The sequence below is a fragment of the Mycobacterium sp. genome, from assembly GCF_049280035.1.
In the GTDB taxonomy this organism is placed as follows: domain Bacteria; phylum Actinomycetota; class Actinomycetes; order Mycobacteriales; family Mycobacteriaceae; genus Mycobacterium.
In genome coordinates this window covers 1-21,158 of sequence record NZ_JBAPPI010000533.1, presented here as the reverse complement: position 1 = coordinate 21,158, position 21,158 = coordinate 1, and the positions used below count along the sequence as shown (strand labels likewise).

Genomic DNA, 21,158 nt, shown 5'->3' with positions numbered 1-21,158 from the left:
CCCGCCCACTGCGAACCCTGACCCGAATACAAAAACACCGTGCCCGATCCACGCGGCGCCTCACGCGGGCCGACCACTCCCGGCGTCGGCTGCCCGGCGGCCAAGGCCCGCAGCCCCGCCACGGCCTCTGCCCGATCGCGGGCGGATACCGTGGCGAATTTGTTGTGCCGGCTGCGGTAGTGATTCACGGTGTGGGCAACATCGGCCAAAGGCACGCCGGCACCCTCATCGACCATCCAATCGGCAAGTGCCGTCGCCCACGCCGCGATCCGTTGTTCGGTCTTGCCGGAAACCGTCAATGTCGTCACCGCTGAACGCGAATCGGCATCCGACACCGGCGCCGGATCCGGGCCTTGTTCGATCACCACGTGTGCGTTCGTCCCGCCGATGCCGAATGACGACACGGCGGCCCGTCGCGGGCCTTCCTCCGCGGGCCATGGGCTCAGCTCGGTGGGAATGAACAGGCGCGTGGGCGATGGGTCGATCGCCGGATTCCATTGCGAGAAGTTGAGGTTGGGCGGTATCTGCGCCCGCTGCACGGACAACGCGGCCTTGATGAAGCCGGCAATGCCGGCCGCAGCCTCCAGGTGGCCGAAGTTGGATTTCACCGCACCGAGGGCACAGCGGCTCTCGCCGCGCCCGTACTGATCGGCCAACGCCTCGAACTCGATCGGGTCACCTAGTCCGGTGCCGGTGCCGTGCGCCTCGATGAAGTTCACCGAGCCCGCGGTCACGTCGGCACTGCGCAATGCGCGCGAGATGACGTCCTGTTGCGCGATGGTGTTCGGCGCGGTCAGGCCGTTGGACCGGCCGTCCTGGTTGACCGCGGAGCCGCGCACAACGGCGAGCACCCGGTCCCCGTCCCGAACGGCGTCGGTGAGCCGCTTGAGTACGACGACTCCACAACCCTCGCCGCGGACGAACCCGTCGGCCCGGGAGTCGAAGGAGTAGCACCGGCCGTTCGGAGACAGCATTCCCCACTTGGCCATCGCGATCTGAGTTTCCGGCCGCAAGATGAGGCTGACCCCGCCGGCCAGGGCCAGGTCGCTCTCCCGCAACCGCAGGCTCTGGCAGGCCAGATGAATCGTCACCAGCGACGACGAACACGCGGAATCGATCGCCACCGCCGGGCCACGGAGCCCTAACAGATAGGCGATGCGCCCGACAGCGACGGCGTGGGCGTTGCCCGTTGCGGAGTAGGCATCGATGGTGTCCGCGTTGGCCGCCGAAATCGTCTGGTACTCGCCGTAATACACACCCATCATGACCGCGGCGCGCACACCGGACAGCTCATCTGTCGCGATCCCGGCATGCTCCAATGCTTCAAAAGCCACTTCGAGCATCAGCCGCTGCTGGGGATCCATGGCTTCGGCTTCACGCGGGGAAATACCGAAGTAGTCCGCGTCGAAGCCGGCCACGTCGGGCAGGAAGCCGCCCCACTTCGACGACATCCGGCCGGGCGCGAACTGGTCCGGATCGTAGTATTCGTCGGCATTCCAGCGGTCGGAAGGGATTTCGCTGATCCCATCCCCACCGTGTGCCAAGAAGTTCCAGTAGCCCTCCGGGCCTACCGCGCCACCGGGAAAACGGCAGCCGATCCCCACCACCGCCACCGGTTCGGCGGCGGTGATCCGCGACGCCTTATCGAACTGCTGCGTCAGCGCGTCCCGCTTGTCGGCGGGCATCGCCGAAACTCTGTCGAAAATCGTTCCCATTAAAAAATACCGCTCTCACTGCCCGCCGAAGCCGACTCCACATGATCGAACAACTCATCCAACACCCCGCCCGGCGAGTCCAGCAGATCGACAGCGGCCTTTTCCGAGTCTTCCTGCGGCGCTTCTTGGGGTGCTAGCAGGTCCGCCACGTACGCCGCCAGCGACGAGATGGTCGGGTGGTTAAACAGCATATTCGCAGACAAGTCGATGCCGACCAGCTTCTGCGTCTCCCGCAGGACCGTCATCGCCATCATCGAGTCCAACCCCAGCTCGGGGAATGGCTGGTCCACGTTGATCGCTGCTGCCGACATCCGCAGTTCACGGGCCAAAATGGTCCGCAGCCTGGCCTCGAGTTCACCGAGCCTGTCCTCGGCCGACAACTGCGACCAGTCCGGGGCGGAAACTTGCGCCCGATCCTCGTCCGCAGCGGCCGGTCGGTGGTCGACGGTCGAAACGTCGAACGTTTTGTCGAACTCGGACACCACATTTTCGAAGTAGTTGAGTTGGCGGAACTCGGGAGTAGCGGCGATGGCGCGATCAAGGCGCAGCCGTCCGACGCCGACCCGAGCCAGCACGCCGCCCACCAAGCGCTCCAGCGCCTCGACGCCTTCGTCGGGAGTGATCGGGTCGAGAACGCTGTAGGTCAGTGCGTGGCTCATCCCGACGTCGGACCACTGGCCCCAGTCGATCGCGGTCGCAGGCAAGCCCGATGCACGTCGCCACGTCATCAACGCGTCGAGCCAGGCGTTGGCTGTTGTGTACGCCAATTGACCCGGCAGGCCCAGCAGCGTGGCCATCGAAGAGAAGCCCACCCACCAGTCAAGGTCGCGGGTGGCTGTCGCGGCGTGCAGGCGCAATGCTCCGCCCACCTTCGGCGCCCACACCCGTTGCATGCCTTCGGAGGTAAGCGCCGACACCAGACCCTCACCGGTCACACCGGCCGCATGCACGACACCGCGCAGTGGGCGTCCAGTCTCTTCGGCAGCCGCCACCAGCCGCTCTGCTACTCCCGGCAAAGCGATATCGCCTGCTACAAAGACGATTTCGGTGTCGTTTCCCAGGCCGGCAAGGGCCTGCTGCTGAACATCGGAGGGCTCGCTTCGGCCGTTGAGCACAATCCGCCCCGCACCGCGCTCGAGAAGCCAACGGGTGACGACCGTGCCCAGCCCGCCCAGACCCCCGGTGACGATGTACGAACCGTCGGCGCGGATAACCGCCTCCGGGTGGCCTGCATCGAGCGTCGCACGCGAGAGCCGTTCCACATATCGGCCATCGCTGCGCCACGCGATCACGTCATCGCCGGCAGGCGAACCGAGTTCAGTGATCAACGCCCCGACTAGCTTCGCCGGATCGTCCGCTTTACCCAGGTCGACCAGAGTGGCGCCAAGATCTGGCTCGCCGGCCAGGACGCGCGCCGCTTCGCCCGGGAACCGCCAGTTACGAATGAGGCCCTTTAGAGCACCGATCGCCGGATCGCCCGGCTCATCATCGTGAACTGAAAGGCCGTCACGGGTTACCAGCCACAGCCGCGGTGGATTCCCGAACACGGCGTCGACGACGGCGTGCGCCGCGGTCGAGATCGCTGCGATCAGTTCCTGGGCGCGCCGAAGCGCACCGTCGAAGTCGGTGCCGTCAAACGACGGCGCTGGAAGGAACACGATCACGCCTGCGGGCGGAAGGTTTTCATCAGCTGCGGTTTTCTTGAAGGCCTCCACCACTGCCGACTCGTCCGACAATGCACCGCTGACCACTCGTCGGGTCGGCGTGCTCAACCAGGCGGCAACGTCCGCCACAAGTGCTGCTGTCTCGGCGTCGGAGTCGGCCAACAGCAGCCAGCTGCCGGCGGGCACGCGGTCGCTAGCCGAGCCGGTTGGCGGCGTCGAACTTTGCACCCAGACGGCGTCGAAGACCTTCCGCTCCAACGGCAGCCGCACCGCTCTGGGATCGACCGGTCGCAGCTCGATGCCGGTGAGCTCCGCGGTTGCGGTGCCCGCATCGTCGGTCAGAACGATTCGGCCCCGGTAATCTCCGGGCGCCTGCTCGATCAGATCGGCGTGGCACCGGGCGCGGCGCCGACTCGGACCGAACACCCGGATCGTCGCGACCGACACTGGCAGGTACGACGTCCAACCGTCCGACGCGTCAGTCGGGATGGCGGCAGCCAGTTGCCGCAGCGCCGCGTCCAGCAGCGCCGGATGGATGCAGTAGTCGGGATGGTCAGCAGCGTCGTCGGGCAGCTCGATGTCGCTGCCCGATTCGGCGTCGCGCTGCCCGGCAGGCGCATCCTGGTCGGTCACGTCGATGTCGGCTACTGCATACCGGGACCACTTGCCGTCTGCCGAACTGGCGTGAATCTCAACGCGATTCCCGTCGGCGCTGGAAGCAAACTGTGTCGTGACCCGCGTTTGGCCATCGAGGACAAACGCCTGCTCGATCTCGAGTCGGGTGACCTGTACCGCGGCGACGGGCAGGCCAAGGGCCTGGCGGCCCGCGGCCAACGCGATCTCGACAAAGCCCGCCCCTGACATGATGGCCTGGCCATGCACCTTGTGGTCGGCCAGCCACGGCATCGTCTCGATTCCGATGTCGGCCTGCCACACATGCTCACGGCCAGAGGGCATTTCAACGTGCACCCCAAGCAACGGGTGCACATCTGGCAGCCGCGGCCCGGCGGATTTCTTCTCGACCCAATAGCTGGCATGCAGCCACGGCGACGGCGGGATGTCTGCGCGCCGGACCCCACCGGTCTTCGGCGCCACCCCGACAGTGGCGAGTTGAGTGTGGACAGAAAGGGTTTCGTCGTCACCGCGCTTCATCGCCGACGTGACAACGAATCGGTCGCCCGACGGCGTCGAAGCAAGCGTTTCACCGATGGCGTGGGTGAGCAGTGGGTGTGGGCTGACTTCGACGAAGGTGGCATGTTCTTCGGAAGCGGCCGCCACTGCCTGGCTGAACCGCACCGGGTTGCGCAAATTGACCACCCAATAGTCGGCATCAAAAGCCGGTGCCGCGCCGTTGGTTTGACCGACCGTGCTGATCAATGGAATCCTCGGCGTGACCGGTGCCAAACCAGCCAGCGCACTACGCAATTCGGGCAGAATCGGATCCACTGTCGGGTGGTGCGAGGCCACATCGACCTCGACCCGCCGCGCCAACAGCCCTTGCGCGTCCACGACCGCGATCACCGCGTCGACCTGCTCGGGTGGCCCGGCGATCACCGTCTGCTGCGGAGCGGCGTACACCGCCACCGTGATATCCGGATAGTTCGCGACCAACTTCTCGGCGTCCTCGGCTCCCAACTCCAGCAGCGCCATCGCGCCCTGCCCGGACAGCCGCGACATCAACTTCGATCGGGTCGCGATAACTTTGAGCCCATCGGCCGCACTCAAGGCCCCGGCCACGACGGCAGCGGTGACCTCCCCCATCGAATGCCCGATCACGGCGGCGGGCTCCACGCCATAGGAGCGCCACAACGCCGTCAACGCCAACTGCATACCGACCAAGACCGGCTGGATACGCTCGATACCCACCACCTGCTCGCCGGAGACCAGCACATCCCGCAGCGAAAATCCTGCCGCCTCAACGAAAGCCGCCTCCAACTCGTCCACTGCGGCAGCAAACGCCGGCTCCTCGACCAGCAACCGCTGGCCCATGCCGGCCCACTGCGAACCCTGACCGGAATACACAAATACCGTGCCCGGCCCCTGGGGTCGGTTGGCCTGCTCGACAACACCCGGCGCCGGCTCGCCGGCGGCCAATGCCTGCAGGCCGGCCACCGCCTGATCGCGATCACGCGCACACACCGCGGCGAAGCTCTTGTAACGAGCGCGGTGGTTGTTGACGGTGTGGGCGATATCGGCCAACGGGACGGCAGCGCCGTCACCGGCCATCCAGTCGGCCAGCATCGCGGCCAACGGCGCGATCCGGGCCGGGCTCTTCCCCGAGATCACCAACGTGCTCACCACTGGCTCCGGTTGCGACGGAACAGGTTCGGTGACCGGCGCCTGCTCGACGACCACATGCGCGTTAGTGCCGCTGACCCCAAACGACGACACCCCCGCACGCCGGGGCCGCCCTACGTCGGGCCAGTCCATCCCTTGCGCGGCGATGGTGAATCGCGACGCACCTGCGCTGGCATTCGGAGTCAATTGCTTGAAGTTCAGATGCGGCGGAATATAGCTATGCCCCAGGCTCAGCACGGTCTTGACGAACCCGGCGATACCGGCCGAGTTCTCCATATGACCCATGTTTGTCTTCACCGAACCCAGGACCAGCGGCGCCAACCGATCGGTGTCCGGGAAAACCTGGTTCAGCGCTTCGAGTTCGATCGGGTCCCCCAACGCCGTCCCGGTGCCGTGCGCCTCGACGTAGTCGATCTCCGACGGCTCTAGGCGCGCTGCCGCCAACGCCGCCCGCAGCACCGCCTGCTGGGCGGGTCCGCTGGGTACCGTCTGCCCGCTGCTCGGGCCGTCCTGGTTGACCGCCGAACCGCGCACCACGGCCCACACCGAATCCCCGTCGCGCAGTGCATCACTGAGCCGCTTGAGCACCACCACAGCGCAGCCTTCGCTGCGCACGTACCCGTTGGCGGACGCGTCAAAAGTCTTGCACTGCCCGTCCGGAGCCAGCATTCCCCACCGCGAGCAGGCGATGCTGTTTAACGGATAGAGGATCAGGTTGGTGCCGGCGGCCAGCACCTGGTCCGTTTCGCGCCGGCGCAGGCTCTGGCAGGCCAGATGGATGGCCACCAGCGACGAGGAGCACGCGGTATCGACGACCACGGCCGGGCCGTGCACGCCAAGGAAATACGACAGCCGTCCTGCGGCGAAGTTCGACGCATTGCCGAACGGAATGTAGGGGTCGACGTCTTCGGGCCGCCCGTTAGCCGCGATCAACGAATAGTCATAGGTGGTCAGGCCGATGTAGATTCCGGTCTGCGTGTTGCGAACCGCTTCCGGCGTGACGCCGGCGTTTTCCAATGCCTCCCAAGCGACTTCGAGCAGCAGCCGCTGCTGAGGATCCATCGCGACGGCCTCACGCGGAGAGATCCCGAAGAACTCGGCATCGAATTGATCGGGCTGCCAGGACGTCAGAAAGCCGCCCTCCCGATTGCAGATCGTGCCGGGCCGGGTGTGGTCCTCGGAGTAGTAGGCGTCCGCGTCCCAGCGGTCCGCAGGCACCCGGACAACGCCGCTTTCCCCGTTCTTGAGGAACTGCCAGTACTGAGCGGGGGTGTCCACCCCACCGGGGAGCCGGCACGCCATCCCCACCACGGCAATTGGCTCGGTATCAGCCTTTTCGGCGATCTGGAGACGAGCAGTTAAATCATCGATCTTGCGCAGCGCCTCGGTGATGATCGCCCGACGATCCGGCGATGCAGCAGTCATTGCGCTCAACCCAGCCTTTCGGAAAGTTCTTTGAGCAGGTCGTCATCACTGAGGTCTTGATAGGCATCGACGCTTTCCTGATCGGCAACCTCGACCAGTTCCGGAAGCAGAGTGGCCAAGTAGTCGGCCAGCGCTTCGACGGTCGGATAGTCGAACACCACCGACGCGGGTAGCGACTCGCCCAGGCTGTCGGAAAGGGCGCGCTGAAGCGTCACGCTCATCAGTGAGTCCATCCCGGACTGGAAGAAACCCGTTGACGGATCCAGCAGTTGCGGTGACGCCAACCCCATCGCCGCGACGACTTGCGCAGTGACGTGATCGACCAGAAGGCCGCGCCGCCGCGCCGGTTCGGCGTCGCGCAACGTTTTGCGAAACTCGGTGGTCAGCGTTGGTGAACTGTCGTCCCCGGTCTCACCAGGCAGCAGCTCGTCGACGATGCGTAGAGCGGCACGGGTGCTGCGGTAGGCGGTGGCGAGCCGGCCCCAGTCGGCCGCGACGACGGTGGACCGCGCCGGAGTGCCGGGACCGGTGACCCACGCCAGCGCCTGGATGGCGACCTCGTCGGGCAACGGCTGTAGACCGGATTCCAGAGTCACGTGCCGTTCCTCGTCGGATTGGCTGTCGGACAATGACTTCCAGAGGCCCCAGTTGATCGCGGTAGCCGGAAGTCCAGCCGCCCGGCGGGCAAACGCGAACGTGTCCAGGAAGGTCGTGGTCGCCGCGTAGTGGGCCAGCCAGCGCGACCCAGTCACGCCAGAGATCGACGAGAACAGCACAAACTGGCGCACCGGGTGACGCACGGACAGCTTATGCAGCAGCGCTACCACATCCAGCTTCGGCCGGAACATCGCGGTGACGTCGTCATCGGTCATGTCGCGCAAGGTGATCGGCCCGCCCGCGAACGCCGCCACGTAAATACCGCCCAGCGGCGGGAGGTCTGCGCCGAAGCGGTCGAACAGTGCGCTCATCGCGGTTTCATCGGCCGCGTCGGCAGCAACCGTCACCAAGGTGGTTCCGGTTGCCGACAGGCCGGCAGCCAACTCGTCTAGGCGTGAACCGGGGTTGCGCGAGACCGCGACGACGGTTCCGGCGCCGGAGGCTGCAAGCTGCTGGATCAGATGCGGTCCGATGTTGCCGGTTGCGCCGATGACCAGATAGCTGCTGTCCTTATCCAGTTTGGCCGGGGACGCCGCCGGCAGGTGACGGCTTTGCAGCCGTGGGACGCGACGGATACCGGCCCGGTATACGACCTGATCCTCTCCATCGCCGCCGTGAGCTTCGTCGACCACATATCGGGCGGCCAAGCCGGCGGGCACCGATTCGTCGACATCGACGATGCCGCCCCAGATTTCGGGATGCTCCAGTGCCAGCGTGCGACCCAGTCCCCACAACACCGCGTGGGCGGGGTTGGCCCGATCGCCCTCATCGACAGGCTGCGCGTTGCGGGTGAGCAGGAACAGCCGCGGCCCCATCCCCATTTCGGTCGCCGCTGCGGTCAGCTTCCGCGCGGCGTTGAACAGGGCATATCCCGCTTCGGCGTCGAAATGTTCAGAAAGCGCCTGCGGTGCGTAGAGCACATGGGTTGCTCCGGCGAGGGCGTCGGTGATCGTTTCAACCTCGCTGCCTTCGGCCAGCAGCGACGCCGGCAGCACCGTCACGTCAGACCCATCACCCAGAACACGACCGAGTTCCGCGCCGAGCCCGGAATCGGCGATCACCAGCCACGAACTGTCCGCGTCTACCCGCTCTGCTGACAACTTCCGAGCCGGCCAGGCTAGCTGGCTATACCACTCCGGCGGAATCGGTCCATCGACGACCTGCCCATTCGAAATACCAACATGAGCAACACGTTTGACCGGAGCCAATGGCCTAACCGTGGCCCAGTGCTTGCTGTGCTGCCAGGGCGTGGTGGGCAGCACCGGAGCCGGTTCTGCCGGGTGGGGTGTCTCCGGCGGCTGGCTGGTGTGGACGGCGTTGACATTGGTATGGAAAGTGACCGTGTCATCACCGTCGCGCCACAAGGTCCCGACAGCGTGGTGATGGGTCACCGAATCCAGCGTGTCGCTGACGGCGTGGGTCAAGATCGGATGAGCGCTGACTTCGATGAAGGTGCCGTGTTCTTCCGAGGCTGCGGTGATGGCCTGACTCAACAGCGCCGGCTGGCGCACATTGGCCACCCAGTACTCGGCATCCAGCACCGGCGCGGTGGTGTCTGCCACAACGGTGGAGATAAACGGAATTGTCGGCATCGAGGGCCCCAGATCCGCCAGCGCCGACCGCAGCTCGGGCAAGATCGGGTCCATCAACGCGGTATGCGAGGCGACCTCCATGTTGACCCGCCGGGCGAACTTATTCTGCGCGCTCACCGCGGCGATCACCGCATCGACTGGCGCAACGGGCCCAGCGATCACCGTCTGCTGCGGTGAGATATAACCCGCCACACTGACATTGGGATAGTCGGCGATCAACGCTGCGGTGGCCTCGGCGTCCAGCTTGAGTAATCCCACCGCACCTTGCCCCGCGAGCTGCGACATCAGGCGCGAGCGGATAGCGATCACCCGCAGTCCGTCGCCCACAGTCAGCGCCCCGGCCACCACCGCCGCGGTGACTTCACCCATCGAATGACCGATCACGGCATCCGGGTGCACTCCGTACGAGCGCCACAACTCGGTCAGCGCCAGTTGCAATCCCATCAGCACCGGCTGCACCTGCGCGTCACCGCTCACCGGCTCGCCGCCGGCGATCACTTGTTGCAACGAAAACCCAACGTGCTCAACGAAATCGTGTTCCAGATCCTCGATGGCCTCGGCGAACACCGGCTCGTCGGCAAGCAATTGGCGGCCCATGCCCGCCCAGTGCGAGCCCTGACCCGAGTAGACGAACACCGTGCCGGGATTGCAGGGGCCGTCGTGCGGGCCCACTATTCCTTCCGCTCCCTGCGCTCCCGGGGCCACTCGGCCTTCGGCCAGCGCTTGCAACCGGGTCACCGCGTCGGCACGATCACGGGCGCAAACCGTGGCGAACTGGGCGTATCGTTCCCGGTGGTGATTGAGTGCATGAGCCACATCGGGCAGCCGCACTGCAGAGCCCGCATCGGCAATCCACTCAGCCAGGGTCCCGGCCATCGCCGCTATCCGCTCCGGGGTCTTGCCCGACACCACCAATGTGGTGACAGCTGGATCCGGCTCGCGCAGAACGGGTACCGAAGCGGGCGCCTGCTCGATCACCGCATGCGCGTTGGTACCACCGAACCCGAACGCGGAGACCCCAGCCCGCCGCGGGTGCGGCGTGTGCGGCCAGTCTTGTTGCTCAGCAACGACTTTCAGCCGCATTTGACCGAACGGTATGTGCGGATTGGGATTGTGGAAATGCAAATTGCCGGGGATGCTTGCCCGCTGGACGGCGAGAACCGTCTTGATGAGGCCCGCCATTCCGGCCGCTGCCTCCAGATGACCGAGATTGGACTTCACCGCACCGATCAACAGCGGCGATTGCTCCGGACGTCCCTTACCCAGGACGGTACCGAGCGCCCGCGCCTCGATGGGATCCCCCAATAGCGTTCCGGTGCCGTGGGTCTCGACATAATCCACCTCATGTGGCGATACCCCTGCGTTGGCGTAAGCCGTACGCAGCACCGCCATCTGCGCGGCGGGGTTTGGGGCCAGCAGGCCGTTGGACCGGCCGTCCTGGTTGACTGCCGAGCCGCGGACCACTGCAAGCAGCCGATCCCCGTCGCGAACTGCATCACTCAGTCGCTTGAGCACGACGACTCCGCAGCCCTCACCGCGGACGAACCCGTCAGCATCCGCGTCGAACGCATGGCAAGCACCAGTGGGCGACAACGCGCCCGTTTGATCGAAGGCGCGAAAGACTCCAGGCGCCAACAACAGGTTCACCCCTGCCGCAAGAGCCACATCCGAATCCCCGATTCGTAGGCTCTGACACGCGAGATGCAAAGCGACGATCGATGACGAACACGCGGTGTCAATGGTGACAGAAGGCCCACGAAGATCCAGGAAATACGACAGCCGATTGGCGATGATGCTCAGCGCGCCACCGGAATTACTCCACGCGTCGATACTTGGCAGATCGAGCGCTGCCAAGTATCCGTAGTCGGCGTAGCACGCTCCAGCGAAGACGCCGGTTTGTGAGCGGCGCAGCGAACCCGGCGGAATTCCGGCGTGTTCGAGTGCCTCCCATGCTACTTCGAGCAGCAGACGCTGCTGCGGGTCCATCTTGACGGCTTCGCGGCTGGAGACTTCGAAGAAGTCGGCGTCGAAGCTGTCGACGTCGGCTAAGAACGATCCCGAACGTGTGGTGCGGGCCAGCGTCGCCGCAACCTCTGGGGAGCCGTCCTCGAATGGCGCCCACCGATCCGGCGGCAACTGTCCCACCGCGTTCCGGCCTTCAGCTAAGAATTGCCAGAACTCTTCCGGCCCGTGGACCCCACCGGGGAATCGGCAGCCCAGGCCGATCACCGCGATCGGCTCGTCCATGCTGGTTCGATGATCCGGCTGAAGGATCGGCTCCGCGCTGGATTCGGACCCGCTGAGAAACCGCGCCAAATCACCGATTGACGGGTGCTCCCAGAATTCCACCGGCGAAACTTTGCGACCGAGTAGCTCGGACAGCTCACCGGAGAGCACAACTGCGTCGCGCGAGCCCAGACCAAGATCACTCATCGACGCATCGAAGTCGATCTCATAGGGATTGCAGCCGACATTGGTCACGAGGTAGTCGGCCAGCCAGTGCCGAAGAGCTTCCTCGTCGTAAGGCGAGGTCATGACACGACCTCCAAACGGCTGGATGCACCCCGCCGGTAGCCCTCCATCAGATACCCCTCTCACTACCAGCCGGAGCCGACTCCACGCTGTCGAACAGGTCATCCAACACGTGGGAGTCCGAGTCGCCCAGCGCGTCGATGTCGTTGTCCGAATCTGTCTGTGGTAGAAGCTTTTTAGCGAGGTGCTCCGCTAATGCGACGATCGTCGGATAGTTGAAAAGCATTGTCGCCGACAGCTCGATGCCGACGAACTGCTCGGTGTCTCGGCGAACCGACATTGCCATCACCGAGTTGAGGCCCAGCTCTGCAAACGGGAGGTCCACTGCGAGCTCGTCTTCCGGCATATGCAGCTCGCGGGCAAGGACGCTTCGCAGCCCGGCCTCGAGTTCACGCAGCACCTGCTCGGCCGGCATCTCCGACCACGCCGGTGATATCGCCGGCGCGTCGTGTGCCGCCGACGCGTCGGACGACGGTAGCGGAGCCATCACGGCTTGAGCGACGTCGTAGCGCTCCAAGTACTCCCAGGCCGCGAAGGCTTCGTCCGGGGTGACGGGCCGCGAGCCCAACCGTTCGAGTTCCTGCATCGCGATTTGGGCATCCGAGCCGAACCCGAGTCCCCGCCAGACCACCCAGTCCAAGCTGACCGTGTGGCAGCCCTGCCGGTGACGCGCCTGGGCCAGTCCGTCCAGGTAGGCATTCGCCGCCGCGTAGGCACCCTGCCCCGGCACACCGAACACCGCCCCGGCCGCGGCAGTCATGAACAAAAAGTCGAGGCTGCCGGGCGGAAACACCTCGTGCAACGCCTGCGCACCAGCGATTTTCGGCGACATGGTGTGCCGAAGACGGCTCTCGGTGACCTCGGTCATGAGTTGGGCGTCGGTGATTCCGGCCGCGTGGATGACACCGCTGATCGGAGGGGCTCCGTCGGCGTCCCGCTTCGCCACAAGGGCCTGCACCGCATCGCGCGAACCCACGTCGAGAGCCACCGCATCGACCGAGACCCCACGCGATTCCAGCGCCTGGATGGCGGCGATCTTGTGCTTGGTGTCGGCGTCAGCGATGCCGGTGTCCCAGTCACGACGCGGTGGCAGCGGCGTGCGGCCGGCCAGTATCAGACGACGGGCGCCGCGATCCGCGAGCCAACCGGCTATCAGCAGACCAAGCGCACCCATGCCGCCGGTGACGAGGTATGCCGCGTCCGGGCGGCACCGCAGTGGTTCACGGACCGGTTCACCGGAGACCGGCGCCAGCACCTGCGTGCGGAATTCGCCGTCGCGCAACGCCAAGATGGACTTGGCCGGTGTCCGCAGGATCGTGGACAGCGGCGATAACCACTCGGCGCGATCCTCTGGTCCGTCCGGCACGTCGACCAGGCCGCCCCACAACTGTGGCTGCTCGGCCCGGATGACCCCCGCGGTTCCCCACAGACAACTCTGCCGCACGGCCGCGTCGGAAGAACCCTCCCGAACGCCGCGAGTGATGATCCACAACGTGACCGGGTGGTCATCGTCCCGCTCGGCCAGCCCTCGGACCAGATCGGCCACTTCGGCCGACAGCCGAACCGCGCAGTCGAGATCGGTGTTGTCGGAACCGGATTCGGCTACGTAGAGCACGTATCGCGACTCGGCGACGGCGGCCGACGGGTAACCGGCGTCGGCAAGCCGATCGCGCAGAGTGCCGACGATGCTGTCGTCGCCCAGCACCGCGATCGTGGCCAAGCCATCGGATGAGTCGGCATCACCCTCAACAGCCTGGAATGGTTGCCAATCGATCGTGTGCACCATCGTCGACGGGTCGTCGTTGCGCGACGCCGAAGAGGCAGAAGCATTCGAGTCCACTGCCGCGTAGCGAAGTTCCCGGACCTCGATGCAGGTGCTGCCGTCCGGCGCCGTTACTGCAATGTCGACGATCAGCTCGTCATCGTTGCCGCCGCGCCGATCCACCTCGATGCGGCCGTGTGGGTCAACAAGTTCGGCTTCGAACCGGACACTTGCTGCCGCAGCCGGAATCATCAACCGCGGGTTGGAACTGTCCAGCAGCCGGGCAAGGTGAATGGCGGCGTCGAGCAGCGCGACCGCCGAGGGTTTGGACAGCTCAACCTCGGCATGCAATCGACCGGCCGCCGACCGGCAGGAGTCGACCGACCACTCGAACGGCCGCCCTTCACTGCCCCAGGTCTGCCACAGCGACGTAACCGACTCGTCGACAAACTCGGTGCCCGCCGTCTCCGGGCCGGACGGGGACTCTCGTGCTGCCCCTTGGCCAGGCGGCTCGCGAGAGATTCTGGCGCTGACGTGCTTGACCCAACGTTGCGCGGAGCCGGTATTTTCGGGGCCCCCGGCACTCGCAGAGCTCGACGCCACAGTGACCGACTCGCCGTCGGCCACCACCTGGATCACCCGCGGCTCGTCGACGACGATCGGATACTCGAATCGGATGTCCGAGGTTATCGATGCGTCATATTCGGCGACTGCGGCCGAAAGCGTCTGCAACAGAACCGATATCGGAACTATCTCCACGCCATTGTTGTGATGGGATCCCGGATACGGCTTGTTGGCGGGGGTGAGCCGCGCCTGCCACAGATGCGTTGGGGGTGTGGTAGCGACCGCGATGTGCTCGCCGAGCAGGGTGCCGGGCTTGGGCGCGGACTCGGCTGCTTTGACGTAATTCTCGGCGTTGATCCAGTGCTGGGTGTGGTGCCAGGGCGCACTGGGCAGCACCGGATGGGGCTCGGGTGGATGGGGCACCCGCGGAGGACGGAGGACACAAGTGCTGTTGAAGTTGGTGTGGAAGCTGACCGTGTCATCGCCATCGCGCGACAGCGTCCCGACGCTGTGATGGTGGCTGGACTCGAGCGTTTCCAGCGTTTCGGTGACGGCATGCGCCAGCGTGGGATGCGGGCTGACTTCGATGAAAGTCGCGTGCTGCTCGGCGGCGGTGGTGATTGCTTGGCGCAGCCGCACCGGCTGGCGCACATTGGCGACCCAGTACTCGGCATCCAATGCCGGCGTGGCGGCAGTCTCGGCGACGGTGGAGATAAACGGAATCGTCGGTGCCTTGGGCACCAGATCGGCCAGCGCCGACCGCAACTCAGGCAGGATCGGATCCATCAGTGCGGTATGCGAAGCGACCTCCATATTCACTCGCTTCGCGAATCGCTCCTGCGCTGCTACCGCTGCGATCACCGCATCAACCTGCGCCACCGACCCGGCGATCACGGTCTGCCGCGGCGAGAGGTATCCCGCCAAACTCACCTCGGGGTAGTCGGCGATCAGCTTTTCGGCCGCGTCGGCGTCAAGCTCCAGCAGCGCCACCGCACCTTGGCCGGCCAGCCGCGACATCAACCGCGACCGGATCGCGATCACCCGCAGCCCGTCGGCCGGGCTCAGCGCCCCGGCCACCACCGCCGCGGTCACCTCCCCCATCGAATGCCCAATCACCGCATCGGGTTCCACGCCATAGCAGCGCCACAACGCCGTCAACGCCAACTGCAAACCCATCAAGACCGGCTGCACCCGCGCGTCCCCGGTTACCGGCTGGCCTTCAGCGAGCACCTGCCGTAGCGAAAATCCGACGTGCTCGACGAACAACGGCTCCAACTCGTCCACAGCCGCAGCGAAAGTCGGCTCGTCCGTTAACAACTGCCGGCCCATGCCTGCCCACTGCGAGCCCTGACCCGAATACACGAAGACGGTGCCCGGCTTGCACAACCCGTCATGGGCGCCCACCGCGCCGACTGCTGATTCACCGGTCGCCAATGCCTGCAGGCCGGCCACGGCCTGGGCACGGTCGCGCACGCAGACGGTGGCGAACGCCTTGTGGTGGGTGCGGTGATGGTTGAGGGTGTGGGCGACATCGGCCAGTGAAACGCCGGCGCCGTCGGCGATCATCCACTCGGCCAACATCGCGGCCGTCGACGCGATCCGCGCGCGGCTCTTCCCCGAGATGACCAAGGTGCTCAGCACCGGTTCCGGTTGCGCGGCCACCGGCTCAGCAGCCGGAGCCTGCTCGAGCACCACGTGCGCATTGGTGCCACTGACGCCGAAGGACGACACCCCCGCTCGCCGGGCCCGCGCCACGCGCGGCCATTGCATGCCCTGGTCCGCGATCGTGAACCGCGAAGCGCCCTCAACCGCGTTCGGAGTCAACTGCTTGAAGTGCAGATGCCGGGGGATGTAGCCGTGCTGCACGGTCAACACAGTCTTGATAAACCCGGCGATCCCGGCCGCTGATTCCAGATGACCCACGTTGGTCTTCACCGAACCCAACACCAGCGGCGCCGAGCCATTCCGCTCACCGAAGACGTTGGTCAGCGCCCCCAGTTCGATCGGATCACCCAACGCGGTGCCGGTGCCGTGCGCCTCGATGTAGTCGATCTCCGACGGCTCCAACCGTGCGGCCGCCAACGCAGCACGCAGCACCGCCTGCTGGGCCGGTCCACTGGGCACCGTCTGCCCGCTGCTGGGACCATCCTGGTTGACGGCCGAACCGCGCACCACAGCTAACACCGAATCGCCGTCGCGCACCGCATCGCTGAGCCGCTTGAGCACGACCACTCCGCAACCCTCGCTGCGGACATAGCCGTCCGCATCCGTGTCGAAGGTTTTGCACCGGCCGTCGGGAGCCAACATGCCCCACCGCGAGGTGGCGACGCTGTTTTCCGGGCTGAGCATCAGGTTGACTCCGGCGGCCAACGCTTGGTCACTTTCCCGTCGACGCAGGCTTTGGCACGCCAGATGAACGCTGACCAGCGACGACGAGCACGCGGTGTCGACCACCACCGCTGGGCCGTGCACACCCAGGAAATACGACAATCGCCCCGCGGCGAAGTTCGCCGCATTGCCGAACGGGAGGTGCGGGTCAATCTGGTCTGGCGGCAACCTGCCGGCCAGGGTCAGCGTGTAGTCATAGGTGGTCATTCCCACGAAGACCGAGGTTTGCGTGCCGCGGATCTTTTGGGCGGTGATGCCCGCGTTTTCCAGTGCCTCCCAGCTAACTTCGAGCAACAGCCGCTGCTGAGGATCCATTGCGGCAGCCTCGCGCGGTGAGATGCCGAAGAACTCGGCGTCGAATTCGTCGGGTCGCCACGACGTGAGGAAACCCCCCTCTGGGCAGCAGATCGTCCCAGGCATGGAGTGGTCGTCGGAGTAGAACGCGTCGGCGTCCCAACGCTCCGGGGGCACCCGCACGATGCCGCTGGCGCCGTCTTGCAGCAACCGCCAGTACTGAGCTGTGCTGTTCGCCTCACCAGGGAACCGGCAGCCCATCCCCACCACGGCGATTGGCTCGGTGTCCCCCTTTTGAGCAATTTCCAGCTGTGCAGTCAGGTCATCGATCTTGCGCAAGGCCTCGGCGATGATCGCACGACGATCCGGCGGCGCACCAGTCATCGCGCTCCCCCCAATCTGCCAGAAAGCTGTGCGAGGTACACAGCCCCGCTCAGAGATGTCATCCGGTCTTGTCCCGGCGCCCGGCGCGCTCCCTTAGCACAGCGGGTAGAGAAGATTCGGTTGATGGCATTGGCTTTACTCTCGCTGAGTGTAAAGCCGTATGGAAGCCACTAATCAGGCGGTGGAATCCAAACGGCTGAACTCGTCCTGCCGGTAAACCTCGAGACACGAGGAGCGGCGGATCTTCCCGCTGGTGGTGATCGGAATTGAGCCGGGCGGCACCAGGACCAGATCAGACACCCGCAACCCGTGCGACTTGGAAATCGCGGACGTCACTTGCGCTCTTACGGTACGAAGCCGCTGCTGCATCTCCTCGTCGGAGTTGCCCCGGTTCTTCATCTCCGCGATCACGACCAGCCGCTCAGTGCGATCATCCGGGATCGCGATCGCCGCGACACGGCCCCCGCTGATCTCCTGAGTCGTCGCCTCGATGTCGTCGGGGTAGTGGTTGCGCCCGTCCACGATCAGCAGATCTTTGATGCGGCCGATGATGAACAGCTCGCCGTCGTAGATGACGCCCAAATCTCCGGTACGAAGCCAGGGCCCCAGCGGCGTGCCGGGCGAGGGGTCTAGGAGCTGCCCGCCGAAAGTCCGCTGCGACTGTTGCGGCTTGCGCCAGTAGCCGTTGGCGATGTTGTCGCCGTGCAGCCAGATCTCGCCGACCATGCCGGCCGGATTCTCGACGCGGGTGTCCGCATCGACGATCCGGATAGTGGACGCGCGCGGCGTACCGACACTGACCAGCTCGACGCCGCCTTCGTTGTCGCAGGCCTCTGCATGGCCGGCGGACAGCTTCTCGTAGTCAAAGTTGGCGACGGTCGGGGGCCGCCCCGGACCCGATGACGCCACGTACACCATCGCCTCGGCCAGCCCGTACGACGGCTTCAGTGCGGTTGCCGGGAAGTTGAGGTCCGCGAAGCGACCGAGGAAACGCCGGATCGTCGCCGCGTGTACCCGCTCGCTGCCGCTGAGAACGGTGTGCACGTGCGCCAAGTCAAGCCCGGCCATGTCGGCCTCAGTGGTCCGTCGGGCGGCCAGTTCGAAAGCGAAGTTTGGCACTGCGGTGAAGGGGCGGGTGTTTTTGGCCAACTGCTGCATCCACCGGGCGGGTCTCTGCAGGAACGCCAGCGGGCTCATCAGCACTGACTGATATCCGATTGTCAGCGCACCAGTGACCCCGAGCAGCAGACCCATGTCGTGGTAGGTGGGCAGCCACGACACCAGCGTGAGATCCGCCGGTGGAACTTTCCCGTCGGCCTCGAAATAGTCGGCAATGCATTGTTCAAAGTTCGCGAAGATGTTCTTGTGGGTCACCACGACGGCGGCCGGCGAACGAGTCGAGCCGGAGGTGTACTGCAGCACAGCGATTTTGGTATGTGCCCGGCTGCCCGACTGGAAGGAAGGCGGCGCATCGAGGTCAAGCGCGTCGATCTCGATCACTGCCGGTGGTGTGCCGGGTAGCGCACGACCGCACGAGACAACGTCGTCGACAACGGCCGATGTCGTCAGGAGCACCGTCGGCGCGCTGTCTTGCAGCGCCGCGGAGGCACGTTCGTCGTGTGCGCCGAACTGCGGCACGGGCAACGGTACTGCGATGCAACCGGCCTCAAGCGCAGCGTAAAGGCCGATGACGAATTCCAGGCCCTGCGGCGCAAGTATCGCCACCCGATCCCCGGGCGAGGTGCCCGACGCGATTTCCCCGGCGACCACCTGCACGCGCTGGTAAAGCTGAGACCAGGTCAAGGTTTGGGTGTAACCCTCCGGGTCGAGCTCGTAGTCGATGAACGTGTACGCAGGCAAATCCGGTCCCCGCCGGACCCTCTCCCCCAACGCCTCGGGAATCGAAGCTTCGGTTGCCGCCATCGGGACACCACCCCTCTAGATCAGAGCCCCGAACACAACCGCGTAGGGCGCTTGTCTTGTGATGCAGGAGATTAACAGGGCCGCCGCACTTCTCGGACCAAAAATCCAAGAATGTAATACGCGCGACAAACAGGAACTTGGTCCTGCCTGCGGGCTCGATCAGACCATAGGTTTGCTAAGCAGTCAAACGCTGTGGTTCCCTTGCTGGTCGTGCGGCGTCGCGCGCGAGCGGCCACCCGCCGTTCGCGTGATCTAAACAGGCCGGTCGGATGTCCGCAAAATTTTCGTAAACACCGCCAGGGATCGTTTTTTTCACACAGATTGTGCGATGACCGGCGGCCGCCGTTGGACCGCGGTCCGCGCCGCCGCAGATCACCGACCGGGGCTGAGCCTCTGCCCGACGCTGCGGTTTGCTGGAGACAGACCTGCGGTGTTGGGGCTGTTGCACATGTTGCAGGCGTTGAAATATGCCGCGCCCAGATATGGCGGCACCTTTGCCGCAGAAATCGCACCGAATTCCAACCGCCGTTGCGTCCAATTAATTAGTCGTATTATCCAATTTATTGGCCGCACAAGGCTTCTGCTCACTATTAGTCACGATTGTAATAACGCTTGACAAAATGACGGCGCCGTAAGGAATCTCTTGACGGCAGCCGTCAACTCAGTCCAACCAGCGGTGGTTTGGCGAAGGCCGTCAACCGCGGCAGTACGCCAACACCTTGCCCTCGATCTGACTGACCAGCTCAGGGATGTGGTCGTTGAGGTAGAAGTGATGGCCGGGGAAGACCTGCACGCTGAACTCCGACGTCGTGCGCTCCGACCAGGGCGACACCTTCTCGTAGGTAGCGACTTCGTCGTCGTCGCCCAGGAAGGCAAAGATCGGGCACGACACGGTCGCCTCGGGCGGGCAGTCGTACTTCGAGATGGCCTTGAGGCCGCGCAGCGTCGGTAGGATCTTGGCGGCAAATTCCTCGTTCTCCAGGAACTCGGGATTCAAGCCGGTCATCTGGCTGACCGCATCGAGCAGGCCGCTATCGGACTCCGGGATGTGCTCATAGCCGACTCGGCCGGGCGCCGCACAGGCGGATACGAACAGGGCGGCGATCGGGCTCCCCGCCACTTCGAACCGTCGAGCGACCTCGAACGCCAGCAACCCGCCCATGCTGTGGCCGAAGAACGCCACCTTCTCATCGGACGGATCCGGCGGTGGCAGCATCCGGCAAACCTTATCCGCGAGATCGGAAATGCTGGTAAACGACCCAAGATCGTGAGTACCAGCACGTCCGGGGTATCGGACCGCAATGCGTTTGATGTCGCTGGAAAACGCTTTAGCAAATGGAACGTAATATTCGGCTGATCCGCCGGCATGCGGAAAGATGTAAAGCGTCGGCGGTCGGTCAGTCACGCGGCAACGATACCGTCCCGGCTCGCGCCACTCAGGGAACGCATCGCCGGCGGCGTCCGCTGCGAACTCTTAGGTCAGCGTGCGCGACCGGCCCCCACCCGAGGGTTCAACTCCTGTGACAAAACGCCATCGTTAACGCATGCTTTCGTGCGGACATCGTTTCTTCGATTGTGTTCCGCCGGAGCCAAAAAAAGCATACGATTTGTCAGCCATCATGGGTGGCTGTTGCTTTTGGAGTCGTCAATCCAACGCCCGACTTGAAGTAACGTCTAACTTTAGTGTCGGCGGGGGCCTTGGAGGAGGTTGGAAGTGTCGTACGTAACTACAGATCCAGATGTGTTGTCAGGGGCTGCGAGCAGCCTGTCCGGTCTCGGTGATGCGATGGTGGCCCGCAATGCGGCTGCCGCGGCGCCGACCACGGGGTTGGCCCCGGCGGCCTCCGACCTTGTGTCGGCGATGACGGCGGCCCAGTTCGGTCAGCAGGGCGTGGCCTATCAGCAGCTCGCCGCCCAAGCCGCGGAAGTGCACCAGCAGTTGGTGGCCGCGTTGCAATCC

At 65.2% G+C, this 21,158-nt stretch carries 7 protein-coding genes; 1 reads left to right on the top strand and 6 read right to left on the bottom strand.

The features are described from left to right. The 6 genes from WAN71_RS17360 to WAN71_RS17335 form a co-directional block, all read right to left on the bottom strand. On the bottom strand, positions 1-1,715 hold a 1,715-nt coding region (locus tag WAN71_RS17360; RefSeq protein ID WP_422226515.1), incomplete at its 3' end, for a type I polyketide synthase. Beyond that, positions 1,715-7,102, bottom strand: a complete 5,388-nt coding sequence (locus tag WAN71_RS17355; RefSeq protein ID WP_422226514.1) for a type I polyketide synthase — start codon at positions 7,100-7,102, stop codon at positions 1,715-1,717. The genes WAN71_RS17360 and WAN71_RS17355, both read right to left, overlap by 1 nt. Before the next feature lie 5 nt (positions 7,103-7,107). Further along, complete coding sequence (locus WAN71_RS17350) at positions 7,108-11,886, bottom strand: SDR family NAD(P)-dependent oxidoreductase (RefSeq protein WP_422226513.1); 4,779 nt, start codon at positions 11,884-11,886, stop codon at positions 7,108-7,110. Between the two features lie 46 nt (positions 11,887-11,932). Then, the gene (locus tag WAN71_RS17345) at positions 11,933-17,275 is read right to left on the bottom strand and encodes a type I polyketide synthase (RefSeq protein ID WP_422226512.1); all 5,343 of its coding nucleotides are present in this window, start codon (positions 17,273-17,275) and stop codon (positions 11,933-11,935) included. Positions 17,276-17,449: 174 nt separating this feature from the next. Then, positions 17,450-19,198 carry an AMP-binding protein gene (locus WAN71_RS17340; RefSeq protein WP_422226511.1) on the bottom strand — a complete coding sequence of 583 codons (1,749 nt, stop codon included), beginning with the start codon at positions 19,196-19,198 and terminating at the stop codon, positions 17,450-17,452. A gap of 694 nt (positions 19,199-19,892) precedes the next feature. After that, the gene (locus WAN71_RS17335; RefSeq protein ID WP_422226510.1) at positions 19,893-20,603 is read right to left on the bottom strand and encodes a thioesterase II family protein; all 711 of its coding nucleotides are present in this window, start codon (positions 20,601-20,603) and stop codon (positions 19,893-19,895) included. 309 nt (positions 20,604-20,912) lie between these two features. Here WAN71_RS17335 and WAN71_RS17330 point away from each other — a divergent pair. Further along, the coding region (locus WAN71_RS17330) for a PE family protein (RefSeq protein WP_422226509.1) at positions 20,913-21,158 on the top strand (246 nt) is incomplete at its 3' end.

Coding starts and splice junctions, on each gene's coding strand:
- WAN71_RS17350 (WP_422226513.1), bottom strand. CDS start 11,886: ATGACCTCGCCTTACGACGAGGAAGCTCTTCGGCACTGGCTGGCCGAC.
- WAN71_RS17340 (WP_422226511.1), bottom strand. CDS start 19,198: ATGGCGGCAACCGAAGCTTCGATTCCCGAGGCGTTGGGGGAGAGGGTC.
- WAN71_RS17345 (WP_422226512.1), bottom strand. CDS start 17,275: ATGACTGGTGCGCCGCCGGATCGTCGTGCGATCATCGCCGAGGCCTTG.
- WAN71_RS17355 (WP_422226514.1), bottom strand. CDS start 7,102: ATGACTGCTGCATCGCCGGATCGTCGGGCGATCATCACCGAGGCGCTG.